The sequence below is a fragment of the Peteryoungia desertarenae genome, from assembly GCF_005860795.2.
Taxonomy (GTDB): Bacteria; Pseudomonadota; Alphaproteobacteria; order Rhizobiales; family Rhizobiaceae; genus Allorhizobium; species Allorhizobium desertarenae.
Map to the genome: position 1 here is coordinate 1,568,983 of NZ_CP058350.1, position 24,040 is coordinate 1,593,022.

Consider the following 24,040-nt stretch of genomic DNA (forward strand, 5'->3'; position numbering starts at 1 on the left):
AGTAAATGAGTGCATCTACACCTCCATCGCCTCTTGCCGCCGACAAGGACTGGTGGCGTGGCGCGGTGATCTACCAGATCTATCCGCGATCCTTTCAGGATTCCAATGGCGATGGCATCGGTGACCTGAAGGGGATTACTGCAAGGCTTCCTCATGTAGCGGCACTGGGTGCTGACGCGATCTGGATCTCGCCATTCTTCAAGTCTCCGATGAAGGACTTCGGTTACGACGTGTCGGATTATGTCGACGTGGACCCGATGTTCGGTTCGCTCGCAGATTTTGACGGATTGATTGCGGAAGCCCACAGGCTTGGCGTGCGGGTGATGATTGACCTCGTCATGTCCCACTCTTCCGACCAGCATGCCTGGTTTGTCGAAAGCCGCTCGAGCCGCGTCAACCCCAAGGCTGACTGGTATGTCTGGGCCGATCCCAAGCCGGACGGCTCGCCGCCCAACAATTGGCTATCGATCTTCGGTGGGTCTGCCTGGCAATGGGACCCGACGCGAATGCAGTATTATCTGCACAACTTCCTGACCTCCCAGCCGGACCTCAACCTCCACAATCCGGAGGTCCAGGACGCCTTGCTTGCTGCCACCCGTTTCTGGCTTGATCGCGGCGTCGACGGCTTCCGGCTCGACACAATCAACTTCTACTTCCATGACAAGGAACTGAGGGACAATCCACCGCTGGCACCGGAGCGGCGAAACGCCTCCACGGCACCAGCCGTGAATCCCTATAACTTCCAGGAGCATATCTACGACAAGAACCGACCCGAAAACATCGCTTTCCTGAAGCGCTTCCGGGCTCTCCTGGACGAGTATCCGGCAATCGCTGCCGTTGGTGAAGTCGGTGACAGCCAGCGCGGTCTGGAAATTGTCGGCGAATACACGTCCGGCAATGACAAGATGCAGATGTGCTACGCCTTCGAGTTTCTGGCCCCGGAACCTCTGACCCCCTCTGTCATAGAGCAGACGCAGAAGGCATTTTCGGCAGCTGCACCGGATGGCTGGGCCTGCTGGGCTTTCTCAAACCATGACGTTGTCCGCCATGTGTCCCGCTGGGGCGCCGATGTGCTGGATCGAGATGCCTATGCCAAGATGCTTTCGGCTCTTCTACTGACGCAGCGTGGCTCGGTCTGCATCTATCAGGGCGAAGAGCTCGGCCTGACCGAGGCCGACATTGCCTTCGAGGACTTGCAGGACCCCTATGGCATCCAGTTCTGGCCAGAGTTCAAGGGGCGTGACGGCTGCCGGACACCAATGGTGTGGGACACCCATGCCAATCAGGCTGGTTTTTCGACTGCCGACAAGACCTGGCTCCCCATCCCTGTGGAGCACGTGCTGCGTGCCGTGAATACGCAGGAAGGCAGGCCGGAGACAGTGCTGGAGCATTATCGGCGTTTCCTTGCGTTCCGCAAACTACACCCGGCATTCGCAAAGGGCGATATCGAGTTTGTCCAGATGCCGGAAAACCAGCTCGCCTATACGCGCTCAGCCGGCAACGAAACGCTCCTCTGCCTGTTCAATATGACAGGAGAAGTGGCAAGCCTGGCCTTACCGTCGGGCGAATGGGTCGCGCTTGAAGGACACGGCTTTGAAAGCAAAGTGAACGGAACTAACGTGGACTTGCCGGCATGGGGCGCATACTTCGCGCGTCATGCCTGATTGGGAGGAATAAGAATGACGGGTCTGGTTCTCAAGGACATCCGCAAGGCATACGGGCAGGTCAAGGTCCTGCACGGCATCAACCTCGAGATCAAGGAAGGCGAGTTCATCGTCTTCGTTGGCCCGTCTGGCTGTGGAAAGTCGACGCTTCTTCGCATGATCGCGGGCCTTGAGGACATTACCGGCGGCGAGATGTATATCGACGGCCAGCTTGTCAATGATGTTCCCCCGTCCAAGCGTGGCATCGCCATGGTGTTCCAGTCCTATGCGCTTTATCCGCACATGACTGTCTACGACAACATGGCCTTTGGCATGCGTATTGCCGGCGAAAGCAAGGACGAGATCGATCGTCGCGTTCGCGCCGCAGCGGAGATCCTGCAGCTTGCGCCCTATCTCGACCGCCTGCCAAAGGCCTTATCAGGCGGTCAGCGCCAGCGTGTGGCGATCGGTCGTGCAATCTGCCGCAATCCCAAGGTCTTCCTGTTCGACGAGCCTCTGTCCAATCTGGACGCAGCCTTGCGTGTTGCAACGCGTATCGAAATCGCCAAGCTCAACGAGAGCATGCCTGACACGACGATGATCTACGTCACGCATGACCAGGTCGAAGCGATGACGCTGGCGGACCGGATCGTTGTCCTCTCGGCAGGCAAGGTCGAGCAGGTGGGACCACCGCTCGAGCTTTACGAGCGCCCGGCAAACCTCTTCGTCGCCCGTTTCATTGGCTCACCGGCAATGAACATCATGCCGGCGACCATCACCGAAACCGGTAACGCCACGCGCATCAAGCTCAAGGACGGCAGTGAAGTGGCTGTCGATATCCAGACGGCATCGTCGGAACAGGGGAAGGCGGCAAGTTTTGGCGTCCGGCCCGAGGATCTGTCCATCACGACTGATGATCACTTCCTGTTTGAGGGCACCATCTCGATCGTTGAAGCGCTTGGCGAAGTGACGATGCTCTATGTTGATGGGCCCGTGGAAGAAGAGCCGATCGTCGTAAAGCTTCCCGGTATCGTCGATATCAAGAAGGGTGAAAAGGTTCGTTTCGTCGCCGACCGTACCCAGTTGCACCTCTTCGATGCAACCGGTCACACCTATCGCCGATAATGAGCGGAGTTTAAGGCTCTGTTCACCACAGAAGTGCAGAGCCTTGCTCAACCCCGATTTGAAAATCGGGGAACACCGAGTGTTAAGCAATCCGCGCTAGCTTTTTCCTATAACAAGGAAGAAAAATAGGGCGGCAGCAATGAGAACATCGACAGGATCTCATTTTCTCAAGAAGGAAGAGTCATTCATGTATGACCGGGAGAACCGGTTCCGCATGGAAGACACGATGAATGCAGGGCGTCTTGAATATACCGAGAACGGTATGACGCACATGGCTTCAAGACGTTGCGACGTCATCCGGATTTCGAGAAGTGGTGCAGTTGTCGCCTTGCTGGCCAATGTCAATCTGCCGAAGCAGTTCTACCTTGATATTCCGGATGCGCGCATCGCGAAAGTTGGTGCCCTGCTGATGAAGACCTACACGAACAACACGGCAGAGATCCGCTTCCTACGTCTCCTGAGTGAGAAAGAGCTCGACCGGATCTTCGTCTTCTCGACCCATCCGGCTCACAAGGATCGCGTTCTGGACGTGAGAAGCTGGTAGTCAGTTCGATCGGGCAGGCGCCACGTTAGCGTCTAACTTCGTTCGCAACAGCTTCAGGATTTCTGACTGGACATAACAGGCCAAGGCTTGTCTCTTCTGCCGCAGGAACAGAGGAGCCAAGCCATGTCATTTGCTAAAGTTGCCATTGTGATCGCCGGTGGAAGCGGCATGGGAGCCGCATCCGCCCGCAGGCTTGCTGCGGATGGATACCGGGTAGCGATCCTGTCCTCATCTGGAAAAGGTGAAGCTCTTGCAAATCAGCTCGGCGGCTTTGGTGTGACCGGGTCCAATCAGTCGAATGAGGATCTCAAGAAGCTGGTTGACGAAGTGATGGCGAAATGGGGCCGGATCGACGCATTGGTCAACAGTGCCGCCCATGGCCCCCGTGGGGCAGTTTTGGAAATCAGTGATGACGACTGGCACAGGGGTCTGGATATCTACCTCCTGAACGTTATCAGAGCGACGCGACTTGTCACCCCGATCATGCAGACGCAGAAGTCCGGCGCAATCGTCAATATATCGACCGCTTGGGCTTTTGAACCATCAGCCATGTTTCCCACATCAGCCGTTGCGCGGGCTGGCTTGGCTGCATTCTCGAAGTTGTTTGCAGATACGTATGCATCCGAAAACATCCGCATGAACAATGTCCTGCCTGGCTGGATAGACAGCCTGCCCCAAACAGAAGAGCGTCGTGCCACAGTTCCGATGCAGAGATATGGGACCGAAGCCGAGGTCGCCGCGACCGTCGCATTTCTTTTGTCTGATGGCGCAGGGTACATTACCGGCCAGAACATCAAGGTAGATGGTGGCCTGATGCGCTCGGTGTGAAGCGACCGATCTCAAGCACCGCTTGTTCATCGTTGTGATTAGTCGCAAACAGTGCGGTCATGTAAACGACTTGGTTACCAAACATATTCATTATTTGTCAGTAGCGCTCGGATGGCCGAGGACATTCGGGCGTGTGTATTCAGGTCGGCTGTAAACGCCGACCAAGTGCGTCCTGTAGCGAGTGTGAGTATGGTTTTGCCAATCAAGCCTGTTGCGTTTGGCCTCTTGGATGGCGTCAAGGGTGTTGTATCTCGGCGATCTGATCGGGGATCTCTGGTTCCTGCCGGCACGATAGTCGCCATTGCTGCCGCACTCTGGCTCACCGCTACGTTGGCAATGGTCAAGGGGCTGTCAGGGGCGACTATGCCCGTTGCTGTGGCGCCCGGCCATGTCTTGCCCCGTCCCGAGATTGCGACTGCAGTCATACCGATCAAGCAGGCTCCCTTTGCAAGTGATGAGCGCTCGTCCGTTGAGGAGTATCGCGCCCTGAAGGCCATGCGCGAGCGTTTTGCGGCTGTCATTGCCGAGACCGATCACATCAGTCTTCTGATGCTCCCGCCCACTATGGAAATGACGGAGATCGAGAAATCGGATCGTCTGCTTCTGGCGAGGCGCCACGCCTTCTCTGAACCTCAGGCCTTTGAAATCCTGCGTGATGTTCTGCTGGAGGCCAAACGGCATCGCGAACAGGCAAGCCGGGCTGTGAACGCGCATGAAAAGCGCAGCATTGTCGATGACGTCGATCCGGTCATGACAGCATCCGTGCCGACCAGAGCAACCGCCTCACAAACGCTGGCTCTCGGCTATGCCTCGCCTGCCAGCGCCAATGTTTCGGCCCTCGGTACTGATGAGAGCGAATTGCCCTTTGTCGAGCTCTTGTCCGAACCGCCCAGCGATCACATCACTCTTCCTGAAGCCGGCCCGCTGCCGAGCGCCAGACCGCAGGCAAGACCGCCCATCCAGCGAATACCAGCACCTGAAGCTCCAGCGGTCGCTCAAAGCCCGGAGAAGCCAAAGAAGACGCTGTTGAATATGCTGGCCTATGCCAAGCCCGACAATCCCATTACCACGGATGACGGGGCGGGTGGCATCTTCAACCGCAAGTCCAAACTGCCCGGACCGGGAAGCCGCATTGCCGTTTATGTCATCGAAGACGCTGTCGTCCACATGCCGAATGGCGATAAGCTGCGTGCTCATTCCGGTCGAGGGCACATGCGCGACAATCCGAATTATGTGCATGTGAAGAATAAGGGCGCCACGCCACCCAATGTTTACAGCCTGCGCATGCGCGAAGCACGCTTCCATGGTGTCGAGGCTATTCGCATGACGCCTGTCGGCTCAGCCCCGATGTTCAACCGGGACGGCTTCCTGACCCACACCTACCTGCTGCGCCGCCGTGGCGACAGCTCAGGTTGCGTTGTCTTCGAGAACTATGATCATTTTCTCAACGCGTTCAAACGCGGTGACGTGAAGACATTGGTCGTCGTACCAAGCATGCGAGAACTGCCAAGATACATGGCAATGCTTTGACCAATGAGAGCTCCGCGATAGTGTCACGGAGCTCTTTTGGGTTCATGCCCGCCATTTCATCTGCCGGGCACGACCGGGCACCTGGTCACATGGCGGGGATCACGGTGATCGACCTGACCATGTCAGGCGCACCCGTGATGTCACCGGCCTTCGTCGCCGCGCCGGTTTTCAGGTCGACAGTGTAAAGCGTGCTATCGGCAACCAGCCAGGCGGTGTTCATGCCGTCGGCACCTGCCTCGATGTCGAAGGCATAGGTCTCCGGCATGCCTTCGATTCCGAGCTTGCCGATGGCCTTCAGAGTGCCGTCATTTGGTTTCGTCTGCTGGACGAGCGCACCGATCGTTGCGTCGATGTTATACATCGCGGTCTTTTCCGGCTTTCCGACAGAATTCGTATACGCGGCAGCGACGGTGTTCGGAGTTTCGCCCTTGTGCATGTCGCCCTCTTCGAAGGCCAGGCTCCCGTCCACGGTCACTTCGCCGGTGTCGGGATGCACACGGTGGTTCGTGGTGCCGGCCATGTAGCGCAGCCGGTCTGCTGCCGGATTGAAGTTCACGACCACAGGCGCGTCGCCAATGGTCAGTGGCTTGTCCATTTTCGCAAGCTCGGCCGCCGCTCCGGTATCCGGATCGATTGTAACGATTACGTTTTCCGCCGTCACGCCAACGATGGTCTGGTTGGCCGGGCGGTAGTCGATACCGACGAGCCGATCGACACCGGTGACCTCCATGGACTTGCTGATCTCGGGGCTGGCTGTGTCAAACATCACGAGCGTCTTGTCTCCTGCGAGACCGACGACTTGGGCGGCCTGGGCGCCAAAGGCTGACAGGGCGGTGGCGGTTGCAAGGCTAAGGATACGGATGCTGGTCATAAAAAACTCTCCCGTTTGCATGGTGGCGACACCGGCCTGGTGCCTCCTGATGCCAAGACACGCGGCAAATGCCGTTTGGATGCAGAGCGAAAAAGATTTTTTTGCTGCATCCAATTTTCTGCCTGCCGTGTCCAGCCGTCGAAGGAGAACGCTGTGCAGGTAACGATGAAGGGCGCGGGTTTGAGGCAAAGAAGGCTTGCCGACCGTTGCAAAACGCGTGTTCATGCCTACTTCCGAGCCATGGGCACACAAGGAGCGGGCATGTGGGAACGGCAGGACGAACTCGAAAAGGCGCTGACGGCTTGCGCGTCGGGTGACCGCAACGCACTGGCCGCGATCTACGAGAGCGAGGTGCATCGCATGGTCACGGTGGCTGAGCGCATCCTGAGGCGCCACGATCTTGCAGAGGAAATCGTCCAGGAAGCCTTTGTGCAGATATGGCATAAAGCCTGGCAGTACGACCCATCCCGCGGCTCCGCCCAAGGCTGGATCTTTGCAATCGTTCGCTCGCGATCGTTGAATGCGCTGAGGGATGGCCGTCGTGAAGATCCAACGGAGACGGAAAGCCTCGAACGGCTCCAGGACGAAAGCGCGGACGCACTCTATCACGATCTTTTCGATCAGCTTGATACCGCAAGTCGCCTGCGAGCCTGCCTGGGCCGTCTCGATGAACTGCGCCGGAAGACCGTGATGATGGCCTATGTGTCAGGCTACAGCCATGGAGAAATTGCCGGTCGGCTGAAATTGCCACTTGGGACCGCAAAGGCCTGGATCCGCCGTTCACTGGTGGCGCTGAGGGAGTGCATGGCATGAGCACCTCGCACACCTTAAGCGAACGCACCGATGCCTATGTCCTGGGGTTGATGGATGATGACGAATCTCGCGCCGTCGAACGGGAAATGGAACACAACGAAAGCCTTGTCCGTGCCGTGGCAGACTCACGCGACCGGTTTCTGGAACTCGACCTCGTCGGGCCGACTTCACCCGTCTCGGCTGATCTCTGGGCAAGAATTGAACGGCAACTCGGTCCGCAGCAGCGACCGGGGAGGGCCGCCGTGCAGCCAACGGCGGCCAATGACAACGGGCTCTCCTGGTGGCGCAAATTCGGCCTGTCCGCTGCGGCCGCCGTTATGCTGCTCGTCGGTGCCTTGTCTTACACCCTTGTCAGCCGCACGGAGCCGCAAGTCATCGCTATCCTGATGAATGCCGAGGGCGAGCCGGTCGTCATGATCGAGGATTTCGGCAATGACACCGCGAAGGTTACGCCGCTGATTGATATCGCTGTCGCGGATGACCGGTCCTTGCAGTTGTGGACGCTGCCGTCTGCAGATGTCGGTCCCGTCTCACTCGGCGTGCTTGATGATTGGCGAACGGCGACAGTCCGGGGACCTGATCTTCCGATCCCGATCGAGGAACAGCTTTACGAAATCACGGTCGAACCTCTCGGTGGATCACCGACAGGCAAGCCAACGGGCCCGATCATTGGCAAGGGTTTTGCCAAGGCGCCGAGGCCTTGACAATAAAGAGGCCACGCTTGCGCGTGGCCTCAAACGCAGTCCAGCTTGATCAGGTCGATCAGAAGAAGACGCTGGCGCCCTGGTCGGCGGGGCCGGTGATACGGCGGAAGCTTGCGAATAGCTCGCGACCCATGCCGTATTCGTTTCCTTCGAGATCGATCTTGATGGCTTCGCGGGCATTGAATTCGGCAGCCTCGACCAGCACTTCCAGTGTGCCGGCCACGGCATCGAGACGAACCATGTCGCCATCCCTGATCTTGGCGATCGCTCCTCCGTCGACTGCCTCGGGTGTCACATGGATCGCGGCGGGCACCTTGCCGGAGGCACCAGACATGCGCCCGTCTGTCACGAGAGCCACCTTGAAGCCCCTGTCCTGAAGTACCCCAAGAGGCGGGGTCAGTCTATGCAATTCCGGCATGCCGTTCGCCTTCGGACCCTGGAAGCGCACAACGGCAACGAAGTCCTTTTCAAGCTTGCCGGCCTTGAACGCATCTTGCAGTTCCTGCTGGTCGTTGAAGACGATGGCTGGTGCTTCAACGACATGCCGCTCGGGTTTCACAGCCGAGATCTTGATGACCGCCTTGCCAATATTGCCGGTCAGCATCTTAAGGCCGCCATTCGGCTGGAACGGCTTGTCGATGGTCGTGAGCACCTTCGGGTCGGCGCTTTCTTCGGCCGAGGGTGCCCGCAGAACCGTCCCATCTTCTGCAAGCTTGGGTTCAATCGTATAGGCGGCAAGACCCTGACCATAGACGGTGCGAACATCGTCATGCAGGTAGCCTTGCTTGAGCAGTTGCTTGATCAGGAAGCCCATGCCGCCAGCAGCATGGAAGTGGTTTACGTCGGCCAAGCCATTTGGATAAACGCGGGCGAGCAGCGGCACGATGTCGGAGAGTTCCGAAATGTCCTGCCAGGTGAGCTGGATCCCACCGGCACGCGCCATGGCGATCAGGTGAATCGTATGGTTGGTCGAGCCGCCGGTCGCATGCAAGCCCACGACACCATTCACGATCGAGCGCTCGTCGATCATCTCGCCGGCAGGCGTGAACTCGTTGCCGAGCGCCGTGATCGCAAGCGCCCGCTTCGTCGCCTCTTTGGTGAGCGCGTCGCGCAGCGGCGTGCCGGGATTGATGAAGGAAGCGCCGGGCATGTGGAAGCCCATGATTTCCATCAGCATCTGGTTCGAATTTGCCGTACCGTAGAAGGTGCAGGTACCGGGGCCATGATAGGACTTCGATTCCGCTTCCAGCAGTTCGGCACGACCAACCTTGCCCTCGGCATAGAGCTGACGGATGCGGGATTTCTCGTCATTTGGCAGGCCGGACGTCATGGGTCCTGCGGGAACGAAAATCGCGGGCAGATGACCGAATGTCAGAGCGGCAATCATCAGGCCGGGGACGATCTTGTCGCAAACGCCCAGATAGAGTGCCGCGTCAAACATGTTGTGCGACAGGCCGACGCCTGCAGCCATCGCAATGGCGTCACGGGAAAAGAGCGAGAGCTCCATGCCCGGTTGACCCTGGGTCACGCCATCGCACATGGCCGGAACACCACCGGCAACCTGAGCGACACCTCCGGCCTCGGAGGCGGCCTGACGGATCAGCGCCGGATAGGTCTCGAACGGCTGATGCGCCGACAGCATGTCGTTATAAGCGGTGATGATACCGAGATTGGGGACGACATCGCCGGCAAGCTTTGCCTTGTCCCCGGCGGAACAGACGGCAAAACCGTGGGCGAGGTTCCCGCAGGACAGTGTCGAACGATGGACCCCCTTGGAAATCGCACGCCGTGTACGATCAAGATAGGGCTCACGTGTCGGCTTGGAACGCTCGACAATCCTCTTGGTGATGGCTTCAATGCGACGGTCTGCACTCATTGAGTTTAACTCCTAAGCTGGGCGCGAGCATAGAGATCACGCATCGCGCGGGCCGATACGGCCCCGTATCTGTCCATTGGCGCTGCATGCCGCCGACAGTTGCGTCGGCGGATAGGGCTTCCCGATCAAGGAGCCCAGAAAATGTCGGGCGCGGTTGCAGCCCGTTCAAGCACGGCGCGGATTGGCATTTCCGCCTCATTCTTCGCCGAAAGTGCCTTTTCCAGCACGGCTTTCTTTTCAGCCCCTTCGATATGCACCACCAGAAGACCGGCGTCATGCAGTGCGGAAAAGGAAAGTGTCAGGCGCGCTTCACCGGCGCCCGGTGCTTCCATCGTCATCACCCGCCGCGGCTTCGACAGGTCGAGCGAAGCGGCCAGATGATCGCCTCCTGGAAAGAAGGAGGCCGTATGTCCATCTGTTCCCATTCCCAGGATAACAACATCGAACGGCTTGGTCATGCCTGGCACCGCGCCTGATGCTGTGACAGCGGCTTCCTCAATGGTGGCTTCGGGTCGATAGAGGGGTGCGAAATCCGCCTGCGCCGCCTGGTTCTGGAGAAGATGGGTTTGCACCAGCAGGTGATTGGAACGTGGATTGTCCGCCGGAACGAAACGCTCATCGACCAGTGTGATCTTCACCTTGCTCCAGTCAAGCTGACGGGTCGACAAAGCCTGAAAGAAAGCTTTCGGCGTCGAGCCGCCAGACACTGCCAGGGTAGCTTCTCCATTGGCGGTGATCGATGAACGCAACTGAGCTGCTACGCGGTCTGCAAGCGCCGTGGCCAGTTCCCCGCCATTGTCGAATATGTGCATCTGATGTGGCATGTTTCCGTCCAGGCCTCAGTCGTTTTCGTGCCAGGTGCGGCCATCACGCTCAATCAGGGCGATGGCCTGGCTCGGACCCCAGGTGCCAGAGGTGTAGCCTTGAGCTTTTTGTCCAACCTCTTCCCAGCCCTTCAGGATCGGATCGACCCATTTCCATGCGGCCTCCACTTCGTCGCGGCGCATGAAGAGCGTCTGGTTCGACCGGATGACGTCCATCAGGAGGCGCTCGTAAGCGTCCGGATTGCGGACCTCGAAGGCCTGGGCGAAGCTCATGTCGAGCGAGACGTGACGCAGACGCATGCCACCTGGACCTGGGTCCTTGATCATCAGCCATTGCTTGACGCCTTCATCCGGCTGCAGGCGGATCACCAGTTTGTTCGCCTCGATCCGACCTGCGGCATCACCGAAGATCGAATGCGGGATGGGCTTGAAGGCGATGACGATTTCCGACATCCGCGTCGCCAGACGCTTGCCCGTTCGCAGATAAAACGGCACGCCCGCCCAACGCCAGTTATTGATCTCCGCCTTGATCGCTACGAAAGTTTCGGTATCGGAGGGCGCACCGAGTTCTTCCTGATAACCCTTCACCGCACCGCCAGCGGACGCTCCCGCACGATACTGGCCACGTACCGTCAGCCGCTCAACACTTGCTTCGCTGATCGGCTTCAGCGACCTCAGGACCTTCAGCTTTTCATCGCGCACACCCTCGGCATCCATGGAATGCGGCGCCTCCATGGCGACAAGGCAGAGCAATTGCAGGATATGGTTCTGAACCATGTCGCGCAGCGCGCCGGCCTTGTCGTAATAGGTCACGCGCCCCTCAAGGCCGACCGATTCCGCCACCGAAATCTGCACATGATCGATATGGGCCGAATTCCACAGGGGTTCATAAAGGGCATTGGCAAAGCGCAAAGCCATCAGGTTCTGCACGGTTTCCTTGCCAAGATAGTGATCGATACGGAAGATCTGCTCTTCCTTGAAGACGCGTCCGATCGTGTCGTTGAGGACTTGCGCGGAGGCAAGATCGCGGCCGATCGGCTTTTCCACGACGATCCGGGTCGATTTCGTGATCAGCTTGTGATCGCGGATCTTGTCGGCGAAATCTCCGAACAGGGACGGCGATACCGCGAGATAGAAGGCACGCACAACGTCTTTCGCATTATCAAGCAGCGCTTTGAGCTTGTCCCAGCCCTGATCCGATTTCGCGTCCACTCCGACATAGTGCACACGGGCGAGAAACTTGGCCAGTTCGTCTTCCTGCAGTTCCTCGGCCTTCAGGTGTTCCTTCAAAGCCTTGAGCGTGACCTGACGATACTCGTCATCGGTCATTGGAGTCCGCGATGCACCAATAATCCGCGTCGGCTCTGTCAGTTGCCCGGCCAACTGGCGGTGATAAAGAGCTGGCAAAAGCTTGCGTTCAGCAAGATCGCCGGTGCCGCCAAAGACGACGTAGTCAAAGGGTTCAACGGGAATAATCTGGCTGCTCATGCTGCGTCTCTCGTTCGACGGAATGCTGCACCAGCTTCTAATCTAATCGATTTAAAAAAGCTACCCCGAAGCATCGGTTTTTGTCTCTGGAGCAGGCGCCAAGCCAGTTTCGAGGTCATGTGCGACAATCAATCACACAGCGACGTCAGATGCCTCAGGCGGTTTCTGGCTGATTATCCAGGTTTTCAGAACCTGTCTCTCAGCGCATACCAGGTGAGCGCCAGAAACAGCAGTGGCTTGCGCAGCGCGGTGCCACCCGGGAAAGCCGGAACCTCAAGTTCCTTGAAGAGGTCCAGCTCGCTGCCATTGCCAGCTACCAGATCCGCATACATCTTGCCGCTATAATTGGACAGCATCACGCCGTGGCCCGAATACCCTGCGATCGACGTGACACCCGGCATGACATCGCGGGCGAAGGGTTTGCGCGGCAGCGTGATCCCAACCGATCCGCCCCACGAATGGGTTATGTCAATATCCGAAAGCTCGGGGTAAATCTCCGCGATCTGGCGGCGGATGTGAACTGAGATGTCACGCGGGCTGTCAGCGGTATAGGCTTCCCGTCCCCCGAACAGTAGCCGCCCGTCCCGTGACTTGCGAAAATAGCGCACGACGAAGCGACTGTCGGCGATCGCTTCCGAACCCGGTATCACCTTTGGGAAATCATCAAGCGGAACAGTTGCACCAATAAAGGACCGGATCGGCATGACATGCGCAGACGTGACCGGTTCGAGATTACCGATATAGGCATTGGTTGCTATCAGTGCGCGGTCAGCCGTGATTGTCCCTTTGTTTGTGTCGATCATCGTCTTTCCACCCGTCTGCCGGATGGCGGTAGCCGACGTCATTTCATGAATGGCAGCTCCCGCCTCGGACGCGACACGCGCGAGGCCGATGAGGAGTTTCAGGGGATGGATGTGCCCCGTTCCGACATCGCGAATGCCGCACTGATAGCGGTTCGAGCCGACGCGCTCTGCCGTTTCAAGGCGATCCATGAAGGTGATGTGCGGATAGTCGTAGCGGATCGCCATGACTTCGGCTGCGCGACGATACTCGTCTTCCTTTCCAGGCTTGTGCGCGACATTGAGCTGACCCGGCAGGTAATCCATGTCGATGCCATGCTGATCAGCAAAGTCGAGCAGGTAGCGCTTGGCATTCTCTGCCATGTCGAACAGGGCCTTCGACCGTTCGAAGCCCAGTTCGGCCTCCAGCTCATCCGGCCATGCCCGCTGGCCACTGCCGAGCTGCCCACCATTGCGACCCGAAGCGCCATCTCCGAAACGCCCACCTTCAATCAGGACAACCGAGACACCGAGGCGGGCAAGGTTATAGGCTGCCTGAAGACCGGTGAAACCGCCGCCGATGATCGCCACATCCGTCGAAACAGATCCATCAAAGGCGGGATATTCAGGCCGCTCGTTCACACTGGCCTGATACCAGGATATCCCCGGTGCAATCGGGCTTTGCCAGGTCATCAGACAGTCTCCTCAAACGTTCAGCAGAAGGAATTCCCGCTCCCAGGGGCTGATCACCTGCATGAAAGTCTCGAATTCCCCACGCTTGACCCCGGCATAAAGGCCGATGAACTCCGCACCGAAGACCCCGTTGAAATCGGCTTCTCCTTCAAGAAGCGCGACGGCCTCCAAAAGCCCCCGTGGGAGATCGACAGACCCCTCATTTTCCGAGCCTTCTGCGGCAGCCGTCGGTTCAATGCCTTTGACGATGCCGAGATAGCCACAGCCGAGCGAGGCGGCGAGGGCAAGATAAGGATTGGCATCGGAACTGGGCAGCCGGTTTTCCACCCGTCTGGCGGCAGCATCCGACATCGGAACGCGGAATGCCGTGGTCCGGTTGTCATAGCCCCAGGCATTGTTCACGGGTGCGGCCATGTCAGGTGTCAAACGCCGATAGGAATTGACGTAAGGTGCCAGCATGACCAGCGCATTCGGGACATATTTCTGCATTCCGCCAATGAAGTGGAAGAACTCTTTCGAAGGCGATCCATCAGCATTTGAGAAGATGTTGCGACCGCTGTCCATGTCGACGACGGACTGATGGATATGCATGGCCGAACCCGGCTGCCCCTGCATGGGTTTGGCCATGAAGGTCGCGTAGATGCCATGTTTGAGTGCCGCTTCCCGTATCGTCCGCTTGAACAGGAAGACCTGATCGGCCAATTCGATCGGATTGCCGTGCCGAAGGTTGATCTCGAGCTGAGCCGGCCCTTCCTCGTGGATCAGCGTATCGATCTCCAGCCCCTGCTTTTCGGAGAAATGGTAGATATCGTCGATCAGTTCGTCGAACTCGTTGATGCCGGCAATCGAATAGCCCTGGCCTCCGAGGATCGAGCGCCCGGACCGCCCCTTCGGCGGATGCAGCGGATAGTCGGGGTCCTCGTTGACCGCGACGAGATAAAACTCGATTTCAGGCGCAACGACGGGTTTCCAACCTTTGTCCTCGTAAAGCTTCAATACATTCTTGAGCACATTCCGGGGTGTGTAGGAGACATTTTCACCATCGGAACTGACAATATCGCAGATGACCTGCGCAGTTGGGTCGCTTTCCCATGGCACGACGGAAAGTGTCGAAAGGTCTGGCACGAGCTTGAGATCGCTGTCGCGCGGCTCATATCGGAATGTTCCCGTCTCTTCGGGATATTCGCCTGAAATCGTATGCCGATAGAGAGCCGAAGGCAGCGCGAGGGACGTGTTGGAGGTGAATTTGGAAGATGGCATCATCTTGCCGCGTGGAACGCCTGCAAGGTCCGGCGTGATGCATTCGATGTCTTCAATACCGCGTGCGCGCAGCCAGGCTGCGGCTTCCTTCCAGGTCTTCACGCCGCGGAGAGAACGAGGGTCCGGAGGAATGCTAGCCTTTTTGGACGCGGCGCCTTGGGGTCTCAGCATGGATTTCTTCGGAGGCATGTCTCACCGGTTTGGTTGTTGATCATGACATCATAACCAGACTTCGCCAATTGGCGAGGGGGCGGCGTTGACTTTGATCAGCTTATGGCAAAGACAGGCGCGGGTTCGAAGTTGGAGCGCAGAATGGCCATGAACTACGACGTCGCGATCATCGGAGCCGGTGCCGCCGGCATGATGGCGGCCTTGCGAGCCGGCCAGAAGGGCCGCCGCGTCATCCTTCTTGACCATGCAAAGGCTCCTGGCGAGAAGATTCGCATTTCAGGCGGAGGCCGCTGCAATTTCACCAACATTCACGCATCCGCCAAGAATTTTCTCTCTGAAAACCGACATTTCTGCAAATCCGCGCTGGCCCGTTTCACTCCGTCCGATTTCATCGCGATGGTCGACCGCCACAAGATCGCATGGCACGAAAAGACGCTCGGCCAGCTTTTTTGCGACAACAGCGCGAAGGACATCATCCGGATGCTCCTGGACGAAATGCATGCGGGCAAGGTGGATATGAGGCTCGGTTGCGAAATCAGCGACGTTGCCAGGAATATTGATGGGTTCATTTTGCGCACCAGCGAAGGGGCGATTGCCGCCTCAGCTCTCGTTATCGCATCCGGTGGCAAATCGATTCCCAAGATGGGCGCGACGGGTTTTGCCTATCGCATCGCAGAACAATTCGGTCTTGCCGTGACGGAGACCCGGCCAGCGCTGGTGCCTCTGACGCTTGAGCCTAATCTTCTAGGTGACGTTGCACCTCTTTCCGGTGTCTCCGTCGACGCCATTGTGAGCCATGGAAAGACCAGCTTCCGCGAGGCTATGCTGTTTACCCATCGTGGGCTCTCCGGTCCGGCAATCCTGCAGATTTCCAGCTACTGGCGTGAGGGGGACGAAATCCATTTGTCGCTGGAACCTGAACTCGCCATTCTCGACCTTCTGAAATCTGCGCGAAAAGACAACGGAAAACAGGCCGTCCAGACTGTTCTGGCCCAGTATCTGCCCAAGCGTCTTGCCCAATACCTGACGGAGCGGCTTGAGATGACCCGACCTCTGGCAGACCAGTCAGATCGTGCATTTTTGTCGCTTGAAGCAAGCATCCGTCGCTGGGCCATCAAACCGGCAGGCACCGAGGGCTATCGAACGGCCGAAGTGACGCTTGGTGGCGTGGATACGCGTCAGCTCGACAGCAAAACAATGATGGCCAATTCTGTTCCCGGGCTCTTCTTCATCGGCGAATGCGTCGATGTCACTGGCTGGTTGGGAGGCTATAACTTTCAGTGGGCCTGGGCGTCAGGCCATGCCTGTGGTGAAAGCCTCTAGAACCATCGCCGCCGCCGCCGCATGGACGATATTTAGATTTCTCTGATATTCACGTCTTGTTAAGGGCCACGGTCCATTCTGCAAGAATGCCGGTTGGTGCGCGAGGAACCAGGACATGACGTTAAACCGGCAAACACCAGGCGCATGTATCGTCCCCAAACGTGTTTCAAGGATCGTCCTATGACCCGTCAGACCCGCAAGAGCCAGGCCATCGCCATTGCCCGTACTGGGGATGAAGTTCGCGATCGAATTCGCCACTTCGCCATCGCAAGCATTTATGCTGCTAGCGCATTTGCAGCATTGGGTCTTGCGCTGATCCACTGATACGCTTGTCTGAGCCAAACCGGTAGCAGGCTCTCACGACCAGCGCTGTGCTGGTCGCTTTTTGCGCGCAATCCCTGGTCTCGCGGAGACACCCCGAATCCCACCGCTGCTGTCGGCTGCGACCGGTTTCGTGGCCGTCGCCCCCGCTTTTCCCATGCCAAAACCTTATCTAATCGGTTTAACTACCTCTTGATTATTTTAGTCGAAGTTGACCAGCGAAGCCCGGTATCCGGTTTCTTCGTTGACTTGCGTCGACCTGGAGTAACCGATGCCGAACGGCAGGGACAGGTGAGGGCCCTCGCTGAAAATGTTGGAGGAAGTGCATGCTGATCGACCAAATCCTATCCAGATTCTCGATTTCTACGAAAGTTATGGCCTTCGTCGTACCTTTTGTTCTGTCGATAACGGCTGTTGGTCTCATGGGGCTTTATGCCTCCGGCATGTTGCAGCATCGAATGGAGATATCCAACGGCACCATGCGGTCGCTGAACGGCTTCAGGAATCTCAATGCCAGCATGGGAGAGTTCCTGAACCAGACATCCGAAGAGACTCGGAACACGGTGACAACCCAGCTGCAAGAGCAAAAAGCCAGCCTTCAGGCCAATCTATCAGAGATCGGCGATGACGGAACCGGTCGCAACTTCCTTGATGATGCCTTAAACGGAACCTCCGAGGTGAGCGAAAAGATCGACCACCTATGGCAGCTCTATCAGTCCGAGGTTGAGATTTCGGCTTCGATCAACGATAAACTGAAAGGCCTCATGGCCCAGCAGATCCGGTTGGCTGACGAAGCAGAAAAGATGCAGCGCCAGGTCATTTCCGGCGAAACCGATGCCAAATCGGCTCTTCGGGAGGCAGATCGCCTGACAGCGGGTGCCGTGCATTTGAAGGCTGTTGCGGACGAGTTTGCCGCAGCTGGTTTCCCGGCTCAGCAGTTCCCACTGCTCGAAAAGCAGATCCCCGAATTGGTCAAAACCCAACGCAGAATCAACACGGCACTTCCGGCTGAACACAAGGATCTGGGCAAGGAGCTGAAAGCGACCACCGATGAGCTGAAAGCAATCGTGGCTGCGGGCGACTTCGGCCCCGATGCGGGTTCAGCCGCCTCGGCCTTGGTGTCCCGCCTCGGCGCCTTCGAGGATATCTTGCGGACCGGCGCCGCGCAAAAGAGCGCCTTGGCGATCGAGCGTTTCTCCGCTGTTGAGACCATGGCCGTCCAGGCCAATGAAATGGTGCGCGGCAGTGGCAAGCTCGTCAATGATCTCTACGATTTGCGGCTTTCGGCAGCCACCTTCCTTTTGAAGAAAGACGAACAGAGCCGGGACCCTGTTTTGCGGCAGATCAAGCTGGTGGGTGATAATCTCACCGTTCTCGGCGGGAGCATTCCGGACAAGGCTTTCTATAACGCCCTGACGAATTCGGTCACTCCTTTGCTGGCAGGCCTCACGGAAGACACCGCTCGCCTCGTTGCAACCAGTGCCGACAGGCTGACACGTTTCAACGAAGCGAGTGATACGATGGACCGCATCTGGGCCTCGCTGACATCATTTGCCGACATGCAGAAGGATGTGGCTGGCAGCGAAAGCCAGGAAGCCAACATGCTCTCCATTTCCACGATGATCGTGGGTGTCATTCTCGCCGTGATCGGCGGTGTGGCGTTGGTTCTTACCCTGCAGCGACCTATTACTCGCATTACACAAACAATGCAGCGTCTGGCGGAAGGCGATCTCGAGGCGGGTATCGCGGGCGACAAGCGAGGCGATGAAATTGGCGCTATGGCCCGCGCGCTTGGCGTCTTCAAGCATAACGCCCATAACAAGATCCAGATCGAAGCTGCGCGTCAGCGCGAACAGCAGCAGGCGGAAGCCGAGCGCCGTCGCAACGACGAGGAGAAGCAGACCCTGGATGCGCAGATCGACCATGCCGTCACGCAATTGGCCGGCGCTTTGGAGCGGCTCGCGAATGGCGATATCTCCTTCGAGATAGAAGGACATTTCCATGGGCGGCTTGAGCGATTGAGGACAGATTTCAATCTGTCGCTGGCCCGACTCCGTGACACCATGCAGCAGATCGCGGGCAATGTGGGAATGATCCAGAACAATGGACGCCAGATGGCCCAGTCCGCAGTGGATCTGGCCCGCCGCACCGAACAGCAGGCTGCATCTTTGGAAGAGACCGCCGCGGCAGTGGACGAAATCACTGCAGCCGTTCGTTCGTCTTCGGAACGAGCCGAGCAGGTGAACGGCGTTGTGCGTGAGGCAAAGCAGAACGCGGATGAATCTGCCAAAGTGGTCGGCAGTGCCATCTCCGCCATGGGGCGGATCGAAGAGGCATCTGCCCAGATTTCCAACATCATCGGGGTGATCGACGAAATCGCCTTCCAGACCAACCTCCTGGCGTTGAATGCAGGGGTTGAGGCTGCGCGTGCCGGTGAAGCCGGCAAGGGCTTCGCGGTGGTTGCGCAGGAAGTGCGCGAACTTGCGCAACGTTCGGCGGGCGCTGCCAAGGAAATCAAGGCTCTCATCAACCGTTCTGCCGAAGAGGTTGCCAACGGCTCTACGCATGTCCAGCAGACCGGTGAGGTGTTGTCGCGGATTGGAACGCAGATTGCAGCCATCAGCGAACATGTTGAAAGCATCGCCGCGACCAGCCGCGAGCAATCGGGTGCGCTGCAGGAGGTCAATGGTGCCGTTGGCCGAATGGACCAGATGACGCAGCAGAATGCAGCTATGGTCGAGGAGGCGACGGCGGCGACCCAGGATCTTTCCAGTCAGACAGATGCCCTGCGCGATTTGATTGCGCAATTCCGTATTGAGGCTGACCGATCGATGGGATCGCGCGCGGCTTGAGAGCAAGCCGACTGCAAGGCTCCGTCCATGCCCTGATGCTCACTTCCGCACCAGGGCATGGAATCTTTCACACTCCAGGCGTCCCGCTTGAGGCCGTGAAATATCGTCACGCGGTGAAGGTTCGACCGCCTTCCGACCCTTATTTTCTTGATGCCGGTAACGAGCGATAAGTTTTGCGAGCCTTGTCCACCAGGGTTCACCAAAGCTGGCGTAAAACTGGTCCTCCGATTGTTGCCGACGGCAACCTCGGACCTCGTTTTTAATCATCGACATGCAAAGTGCAGCGTAAACTTCATGCATGATGGATCTCCTTACCCGTTCAATCCATCACCTGATCTATCTTTCATATTTGGCTTCTTAAACAGTCAGAAATGCGCTACCTGTTTCATTCATGAAAAATGTGTCTTGGGACTCCTATCAGCTCTTTCTGGATGTCGCCCGACATCGCGGCCTCACGGGAGCGGCTGAAGTCTGTGGTCTGTCACCTGCCACACTCGGCCGGCGGATGCTGGCTCTCGAACAGGAACTCGGGCTTGTTCTTTTCCATCGTAGCCAGACCGGCTACTCGCTGACCGCAGACGGTCGAGCCCTGCTCGCACATCTTGAAGAGCTGGAGACCGCATCCCGTAAAGTGGAAGCCTGGCGGCGGGGCACCGCTGGCGACGCTCTGGTGCGCATAACCGTCGGCACCTGGATCGGCTGGTTGATCTCTGAGAACTTCTCTGCGCTTCGCAAGGAGAAGGACGCCTTTCGAATTGACCTGTTCATTGGCGAACAGCGGGCAAGCCTCGCCCATCGAGAGACCGATATTGGCATTCGCGCCTTTGAACCCGAAGAATTGAATCTTGCATCATCCCTTCTTGGAGAGGTGGCCTACGCACCTTACCGCGCCCGCAATACGGACGATGCAGGTGAAGAGCGCTGGCTTGCAATTGATGATCAGAACGCAATCTCGGCCTATCTTCGCTGGCCGCTGGAAAACCGTCGCAACCAGGTGGTCGCCACGGTGAACCGACCGCGATCGCTGAAGGATCTCGCTTTGGCGGGAGCCGGTATTGCAGTCCTGCCGTGCTTCGTCGGAGACCTTGAGCCCGGTTTGCAGCGTGCAGGCGACGAGCTTGTCAGCCTGAAGCACAGGCAATGGATCGTAATGAACAATGATGATCGGCATCGGGCCGAGATCAGAACGGTGGTTGATCGAATAACCGAGCTTCTGAAGGCTCATTCAGACCTGATTGCAGGACGCCGCCCAAGTAGAGGCTGAACTGGAGGGAGCCGGCACCATCGAGCACGAGGGCCGTTTCGTTCATGGCGAGAGAAATATTTAAGACAAACAAATATTTGAGAATGTTCATGTGAATTTTGACGAGGCCGATCTTCAGACTTTCTTCAACTTCCCATGGGATTTTCGGGTGCCGATGTATTTGTATCGCACCGCTCGCTCATCGTTTTGGGGACGAAAATGTTTGTTGATCGCTTTTTGGCTCGCTTCAAGATCCAGACCAAGGTCCTGGTCTTCATATTGCCCTTCGTTGTCAGTATCTGTGCAGTGGGACTGACGGGGTTTTATGCATCAAGCCTGCTGCAGAGCCGCATGGATGTATCCAACACGGTTCTCAATACGATGAGTGGCTTCAAGAATGTCTATCTCAGCATGACGACATTCCTGCAGGATACGAATGACGACACGAAGTCTGTCCTGGACCAGGAACTGGCGACACAGATTTCAGCATTGAAGGCCACGCAAGATAGCCTCAAGGGTCAGGATGGAGCAGCAGAGATCGCAGAGGCTGTGGCAGGCACTGATGCCATTAACGCGAAGGTCCAGCAGCTATGGGAGCTTCATCAGCAGGAAGTGTCCCTGACGAATGGGATTGAGAGCAATCTGGTCAGCCTCAATATGGAGCGCAGAGATCTGCGTACCGACGCGAAAGCCTTGCGCGACTTGTTGGCAGCCGATGAAGCTCGGGCGAAGGGGCTGTTGCGAGAAGCAGAGAAGCTCAATCGCGGCAGCAGCATCATTTCGAAATTTGTCACTGATTTCAACAATCTGACGACGCCAGAGGAGAAGATGGCGCTGGTTGCAGACCAACTTCCGGCCCTGGAACTGGCAAGCGCGGAGATCACCGAAGCATTGCCGGTGGATCAGAAGGTCATCGGAGGCGGCATTTCCGATAGCCTCAGCGTCCTCAAGAAACAGCTTGATATCGGTGTGTTCAATGAGTCCACGATCGGAGCCGTTGACCGCGCCGTTAACGTCCTGCGTCCCACCGGCATCCGGCTTCAAGGTGCATCGACGATCAAGGCGCGCGAGGCAACCCAGGTCTTTGGCTCGCTCGATCAGCCGATCGCCGAGGCCACGGCTTTGATTAACGCAACGGGCCAGCTTGTTGACGGCATTGGCATGGTCGAGACCCTGGTGGCGCGCCTGATCGGCAATCCCACAGGGCAGACTTTCTCATCCCTGAAGGTTTCCCTCGCGGCTTTGAAGGCCTCCGCAAGCACGCTGGCAAAGACAGCCGGTGTATCGGACAGTGTCAAAGAACGAGCTGAGCGCTTGAGACCTGTTGCGGATCAGATCGGCGAAAGGGCGGACGCCCTGGTAAAACTCTCGGAGGAGCGCAAAGCGGCCTTTGCCGCAGCGGCCGGCGATATCGAAGCGATTTGGCTCAAGCTGACGGATTTTGCGGCTCTCCAGCGGGAGGCTGCCGGCTCCGAGCGCGAAAAGGCAAACCAGATCTCCGTAACCGCAATGCTTCTCGGTGTGATAATTGCTGTCTTTGCCGGCATTGGACTGGTGGTCACATTCAAGGGCCCAATCACGCAGATTACCGCTGCTATGCGCCGCTTGGCCTCGGGTGATCTTAACGCACCGATCAACGGTGATGCCCGTAAGGACGAGATTGGCGACATGGCAAGGGCACTTGGCGTGTTCAAGGAAAATGCCCTCGCAAAGATCCGCATTGAAGAGGACAGCGAAAGGACGAGAGCGGCGGCTGATGCTGAGCGCCTCGCCAACGAAGAAGAAAAGCAGCGGGCTGAACAGCAGATCGAATTTGCGGTTCTGGCGCTTGCAAAGGGTCTCGAACGCCTCGCAGACGGCGACGTCACCGCAACGATCGATACACCGTTCGCGGGCGGTCTTGAGCGCCTACGCCAGGACTTCAACCGCTCGCTCAGCCGTCTTCAGGACACCATCCGCAAGATCCAGGGCAATGTGGCTGCAATTGAAGGCAATGTCCGACAGATGGCCCATTCGACGGATGAGCTGTCACGCCGCACGGAAACACAGGCCGCGTCACTTGAAGAAACCGCTGCGGCTGTCAGTGAAGTGACGTCAAGTGTCCGAGCTGCCGCAGAGAAGGCGCGAGATGTGAACGGCATCGTTAAAGATACGAAACAGAACGCCGAGGCTTCAACAGTCATCGTGGACAATGCCGTTTCTGCCATGGGCCGCATCCAGCAGGCCTCTGGACAGATTGAACAGATCATCGGCGTTATCGACGAAATCGCCTTCCAGACCAATCTGCTTGCACTCAACGCCGGTGTCGAAGCCGCTCGTGCAGGCGAAGCCGGCAAAGGCTTTGCAGTCGTTGCGCAGGAAGTGCGGGAACTGGCGCAAAGATCTGCTGGAGCCGCAAAGCAGATCAAGACCCTTATCCATTCCTCGGCGACCGAAGTGACGGCTGGCTCAAAACTCGTTCTTGAAACCGGGGAGGCGTTGAAGGCGATTGGTGAGCAGATCGCAACGATCACCGATCATGTGGAGGCGATTGCGGCGGTGAGCCGAGACCAGTCGGCCGCACTACTGGAAGTCAACGGCGCCGTTTCGCAGATGGATCAACTTACGCAGCAAAACGCTGCGATGGTTGAAGAGACGAGCGCTGCAGGTCGCATGCTGGCAGATGAGGCCGACCAGCTTGTAGCCCTGTTGACGCAGTTCAAGGTGGAGACCGATAATTCGGTGCAGCGCCAGGCTGCTTGATCAAAGACATGAAAAACCCGCCCATTCATGAGTCTCAACTAGCGACGCATGAATGGGCGGGAAGCTGTCCGGAGGTCAGGACCGGACGGGGATAGCTCGATGCAACCCTTGATCAGGCTGCGTGCGTCCCCTGTGTCACAATAACGGGGATCAAGAGATCACCCCAGTTGCCGTCGCCACCGTGATGGCGGGCAGAGCGAACCAGCTCAACCGATACACCAGCATCGACCGCCTTCATGATGGAGTGGTTGAGACGGTGCAGGTCATTGGCCAGCATACGGATCATGGCCTGCTGGTCGGAATTCATGGCCGAAGACTGCTCTTCTGCACGTTCTTTGACTCGGGTCTGGGGTGTCATAGCATTTCTCCTCTTGTGATAGGGGTTCTTGAAAGTGGGTCGTCGCTTGGTA

At 57.8% G+C, this 24,040-nt stretch carries 19 protein-coding genes; 12 read left to right on the forward strand and 7 right to left on the reverse strand.

The genetic code is table 11. The features are described from left to right. Positions 1-5: 5 nt before the first annotated feature. The 5 genes from bglA (at position 6) to FE840_RS07505 (ending at position 5,670) form a co-directional block, all read left to right on the forward strand. Positions 6-1,664, forward strand: coding sequence for a beta-galactosidase BglA (gene bglA / locus FE840_RS07485; protein ID WP_138285469.1), 1,659 nt, complete (start codon positions 6-8; stop codon positions 1,662-1,664). Between the two features lie 15 nt (positions 1,665-1,679). Further along, positions 1,680-2,768 carry an ABC transporter ATP-binding protein gene (locus FE840_RS07490; RefSeq protein ID WP_138285468.1) on the forward strand — a complete coding sequence of 363 codons (1,089 nt, stop codon included), beginning with the start codon at positions 1,680-1,682 and terminating at the stop codon, positions 2,766-2,768. Between the two features lie 139 nt (positions 2,769-2,907). Continuing rightward, positions 2,908-3,312, forward strand: a complete 405-nt coding sequence (locus FE840_RS07495) for a hypothetical protein (RefSeq protein WP_138285467.1) — start codon at positions 2,908-2,910, stop codon at positions 3,310-3,312. Between the two features lie 123 nt (positions 3,313-3,435). After that, entirely contained in the window at positions 3,436-4,140 is a 705-nt protein-coding gene (locus FE840_RS07500) for an SDR family oxidoreductase (protein ID WP_138285466.1), read from the forward strand. Between the two features lie 189 nt (positions 4,141-4,329). Next, positions 4,330-5,670 (forward strand): DUF2778 domain-containing protein, encoded by a 1,341-nt coding sequence (locus tag FE840_RS07505; protein ID WP_138285465.1) that lies wholly within the window; start codon positions 4,330-4,332, stop codon positions 5,668-5,670. 85 nt (positions 5,671-5,755) lie between these two features. Here the strand turns inward: FE840_RS07505 and FE840_RS07510 are convergent, their stop codons facing one another. Continuing rightward, on the reverse strand, positions 5,756-6,541 hold the full coding sequence (locus tag FE840_RS07510) for a DUF4394 domain-containing protein (RefSeq protein ID WP_138285464.1): 786 nt from the start codon (positions 6,539-6,541) through the stop codon (positions 5,756-5,758). Positions 6,542-6,802: 261 nt separating this feature from the next. Here FE840_RS07510 and FE840_RS07515 point away from each other — a divergent pair, with 261 nt between their 5' ends. Both FE840_RS07515 and FE840_RS07520 read left to right on the forward strand, forming a co-directional pair. After that, positions 6,803-7,354 (forward strand): sigma-70 family RNA polymerase sigma factor, encoded by a 552-nt coding sequence (locus FE840_RS07515; protein ID WP_138285463.1) that lies wholly within the window; start codon positions 6,803-6,805, stop codon positions 7,352-7,354. Then, the gene (locus FE840_RS07520; RefSeq protein WP_138285462.1) at positions 7,351-8,058 is read left to right on the forward strand and encodes an anti-sigma factor; all 708 of its coding nucleotides are present in this window, start codon (positions 7,351-7,353) and stop codon (positions 8,056-8,058) included. The genes FE840_RS07515 and FE840_RS07520 overlap by 4 nt, the downstream gene beginning before the upstream one ends. Before the next feature lie 58 nt (positions 8,059-8,116). On the opposite strand, the gene edd is transcribed toward FE840_RS07520, so the two are convergent. The 5 genes from edd to FE840_RS07545 all read right to left on the reverse strand — a co-directional run bounded on the left by edd (position 8,117) and on the right by FE840_RS07545 (position 15,167). Then, complete coding sequence (gene edd, locus FE840_RS07525; protein WP_138285461.1) at positions 8,117-9,934, reverse strand: phosphogluconate dehydratase; 1,818 nt, start codon at positions 9,932-9,934, stop codon at positions 8,117-8,119. Between the two features lie 125 nt (positions 9,935-10,059). Further along, positions 10,060-10,758 carry a 6-phosphogluconolactonase gene (gene pgl / locus FE840_RS07530; RefSeq protein ID WP_138285460.1) on the reverse strand — a complete coding sequence of 233 codons (699 nt, stop codon included), beginning with the start codon at positions 10,756-10,758 and terminating at the stop codon, positions 10,060-10,062. 15 nt (positions 10,759-10,773) lie between these two features. Then, complete coding sequence (zwf, locus tag FE840_RS07535; protein ID WP_138285459.1) at positions 10,774-12,246, reverse strand: glucose-6-phosphate dehydrogenase; 1,473 nt, start codon at positions 12,244-12,246, stop codon at positions 10,774-10,776. A gap of 185 nt (positions 12,247-12,431) precedes the next feature. After that, the gene (locus FE840_RS07540; RefSeq protein ID WP_138285458.1) at positions 12,432-13,718 is read right to left on the reverse strand and encodes an NAD(P)/FAD-dependent oxidoreductase; all 1,287 of its coding nucleotides are present in this window, start codon (positions 13,716-13,718) and stop codon (positions 12,432-12,434) included. A gap of 12 nt (positions 13,719-13,730) precedes the next feature. Beyond that, positions 13,731-15,167, reverse strand: a complete 1,437-nt coding sequence (locus FE840_RS07545) for a glutamine synthetase family protein (protein ID WP_138285457.1) — start codon at positions 15,165-15,167, stop codon at positions 13,731-13,733. 123 nt (positions 15,168-15,290) lie between these two features. Here FE840_RS07545 and FE840_RS07550 point away from each other — a divergent pair, with 123 nt between their 5' ends. The 5 genes from FE840_RS07550 (at position 15,291) to FE840_RS07570 (ending at position 23,630) form a co-directional block, all read left to right on the forward strand. Next, the gene (locus tag FE840_RS07550; RefSeq protein WP_138285456.1) at positions 15,291-16,472 is read left to right on the forward strand and encodes a BaiN/RdsA family NAD(P)/FAD-dependent oxidoreductase; all 1,182 of its coding nucleotides are present in this window, start codon (positions 15,291-15,293) and stop codon (positions 16,470-16,472) included. 180 nt (positions 16,473-16,652) lie between these two features. Then, positions 16,653-16,796 (forward strand): hypothetical protein, encoded by a 144-nt coding sequence (locus FE840_RS07555; RefSeq protein WP_171033635.1) that lies wholly within the window; start codon positions 16,653-16,655, stop codon positions 16,794-16,796. A 323-nt stretch (positions 16,797-17,119) separates the two neighbouring features. Further along, a complete protein-coding gene (locus FE840_RS07560; RefSeq protein WP_138285455.1) occupies positions 17,120-19,645 on the forward strand; it encodes a methyl-accepting chemotaxis protein in 2,526 nt (841 codons plus the stop codon). A gap of 391 nt (positions 19,646-20,036) precedes the next feature. Continuing rightward, positions 20,037-20,909 (forward strand): LysR family transcriptional regulator, encoded by an 873-nt coding sequence (locus tag FE840_RS07565; RefSeq protein ID WP_138285454.1) that lies wholly within the window; start codon positions 20,037-20,039, stop codon positions 20,907-20,909. A gap of 198 nt (positions 20,910-21,107) precedes the next feature. Then, on the forward strand, positions 21,108-23,630 hold the full coding sequence (locus FE840_RS07570; RefSeq protein ID WP_138285453.1) for a methyl-accepting chemotaxis protein: 2,523 nt from the start codon (positions 21,108-21,110) through the stop codon (positions 23,628-23,630). 112 nt (positions 23,631-23,742) lie between these two features. Here the strand turns inward: FE840_RS07570 and FE840_RS07575 are convergent, their stop codons facing one another. Beyond that, complete coding sequence (locus tag FE840_RS07575; RefSeq protein WP_138285452.1) at positions 23,743-23,988, reverse strand: SMc00767 family acetate metabolism repressor; 246 nt, start codon at positions 23,986-23,988, stop codon at positions 23,743-23,745. Positions 23,989-24,040: the final 52 nt, after the last annotated feature.

Excerpts from the sequence above, each read along its gene's own strand:
- FE840_RS07575 (WP_138285452.1), bottom strand. The coding sequence starts at position 23,988 with ATGACACCCCAGACCCGAGTCAAAGAACGTGCAGAAGAGCAGTCTTCG.
- FE840_RS07540 (WP_138285458.1), bottom strand. The coding sequence starts at position 13,718 with ATGACCTGGCAAAGCCCGATTGCACCGGGGATATCCTGGTATCAGGCC.
- bglA (WP_138285469.1), top strand. The coding sequence starts at position 6 with ATGAGTGCATCTACACCTCCATCGCCTCTTGCCGCCGACAAGGACTGG.
- zwf (WP_138285459.1), bottom strand. The coding sequence starts at position 12,246 with ATGAGCAGCCAGATTATTCCCGTTGAACCCTTTGACTACGTCGTCTTT.
- FE840_RS07570 (WP_138285453.1), top strand. The coding sequence starts at position 21,108 with ATGTTTGTTGATCGCTTTTTGGCTCGCTTCAAGATCCAGACCAAGGTC.
- FE840_RS07495 (WP_138285467.1), top strand. The coding sequence starts at position 2,908 with ATGAGAACATCGACAGGATCTCATTTTCTCAAGAAGGAAGAGTCATTC.
- FE840_RS07490 (WP_138285468.1), top strand. The coding sequence starts at position 1,680 with ATGACGGGTCTGGTTCTCAAGGACATCCGCAAGGCATACGGGCAGGTC.
- FE840_RS07520 (WP_138285462.1), top strand. The coding sequence starts at position 7,351 with ATGAGCACCTCGCACACCTTAAGCGAACGCACCGATGCCTATGTCCTG.
- FE840_RS07565 (WP_138285454.1), top strand. The coding sequence starts at position 20,037 with ATGAAAAATGTGTCTTGGGACTCCTATCAGCTCTTTCTGGATGTCGCC.
- FE840_RS07515 (WP_138285463.1), top strand. The coding sequence starts at position 6,803 with ATGTGGGAACGGCAGGACGAACTCGAAAAGGCGCTGACGGCTTGCGCG.
- FE840_RS07500 (WP_138285466.1), top strand. The coding sequence starts at position 3,436 with ATGTCATTTGCTAAAGTTGCCATTGTGATCGCCGGTGGAAGCGGCATG.
- FE840_RS07545 (WP_138285457.1), bottom strand. The coding sequence starts at position 15,167 with ATGCCTCCGAAGAAATCCATGCTGAGACCCCAAGGCGCCGCGTCCAAA.
- FE840_RS07550 (WP_138285456.1), top strand. The coding sequence starts at position 15,291 with ATGGCCATGAACTACGACGTCGCGATCATCGGAGCCGGTGCCGCCGGC.
- FE840_RS07560 (WP_138285455.1), top strand. The coding sequence starts at position 17,120 with ATGCTGATCGACCAAATCCTATCCAGATTCTCGATTTCTACGAAAGTT.
- FE840_RS07555 (WP_171033635.1), top strand. The coding sequence starts at position 16,653 with ATGACCCGTCAGACCCGCAAGAGCCAGGCCATCGCCATTGCCCGTACT.
- FE840_RS07505 (WP_138285465.1), top strand. The coding sequence starts at position 4,330 with ATGGTTTTGCCAATCAAGCCTGTTGCGTTTGGCCTCTTGGATGGCGTC.
- edd (WP_138285461.1), bottom strand. The coding sequence starts at position 9,934 with ATGAGTGCAGACCGTCGCATTGAAGCCATCACCAAGAGGATTGTCGAG.
- FE840_RS07510 (WP_138285464.1), bottom strand. The coding sequence starts at position 6,541 with ATGACCAGCATCCGTATCCTTAGCCTTGCAACCGCCACCGCCCTGTCA.
- pgl (WP_138285460.1), bottom strand. The coding sequence starts at position 10,758 with ATGCCACATCAGATGCACATATTCGACAATGGCGGGGAACTGGCCACG.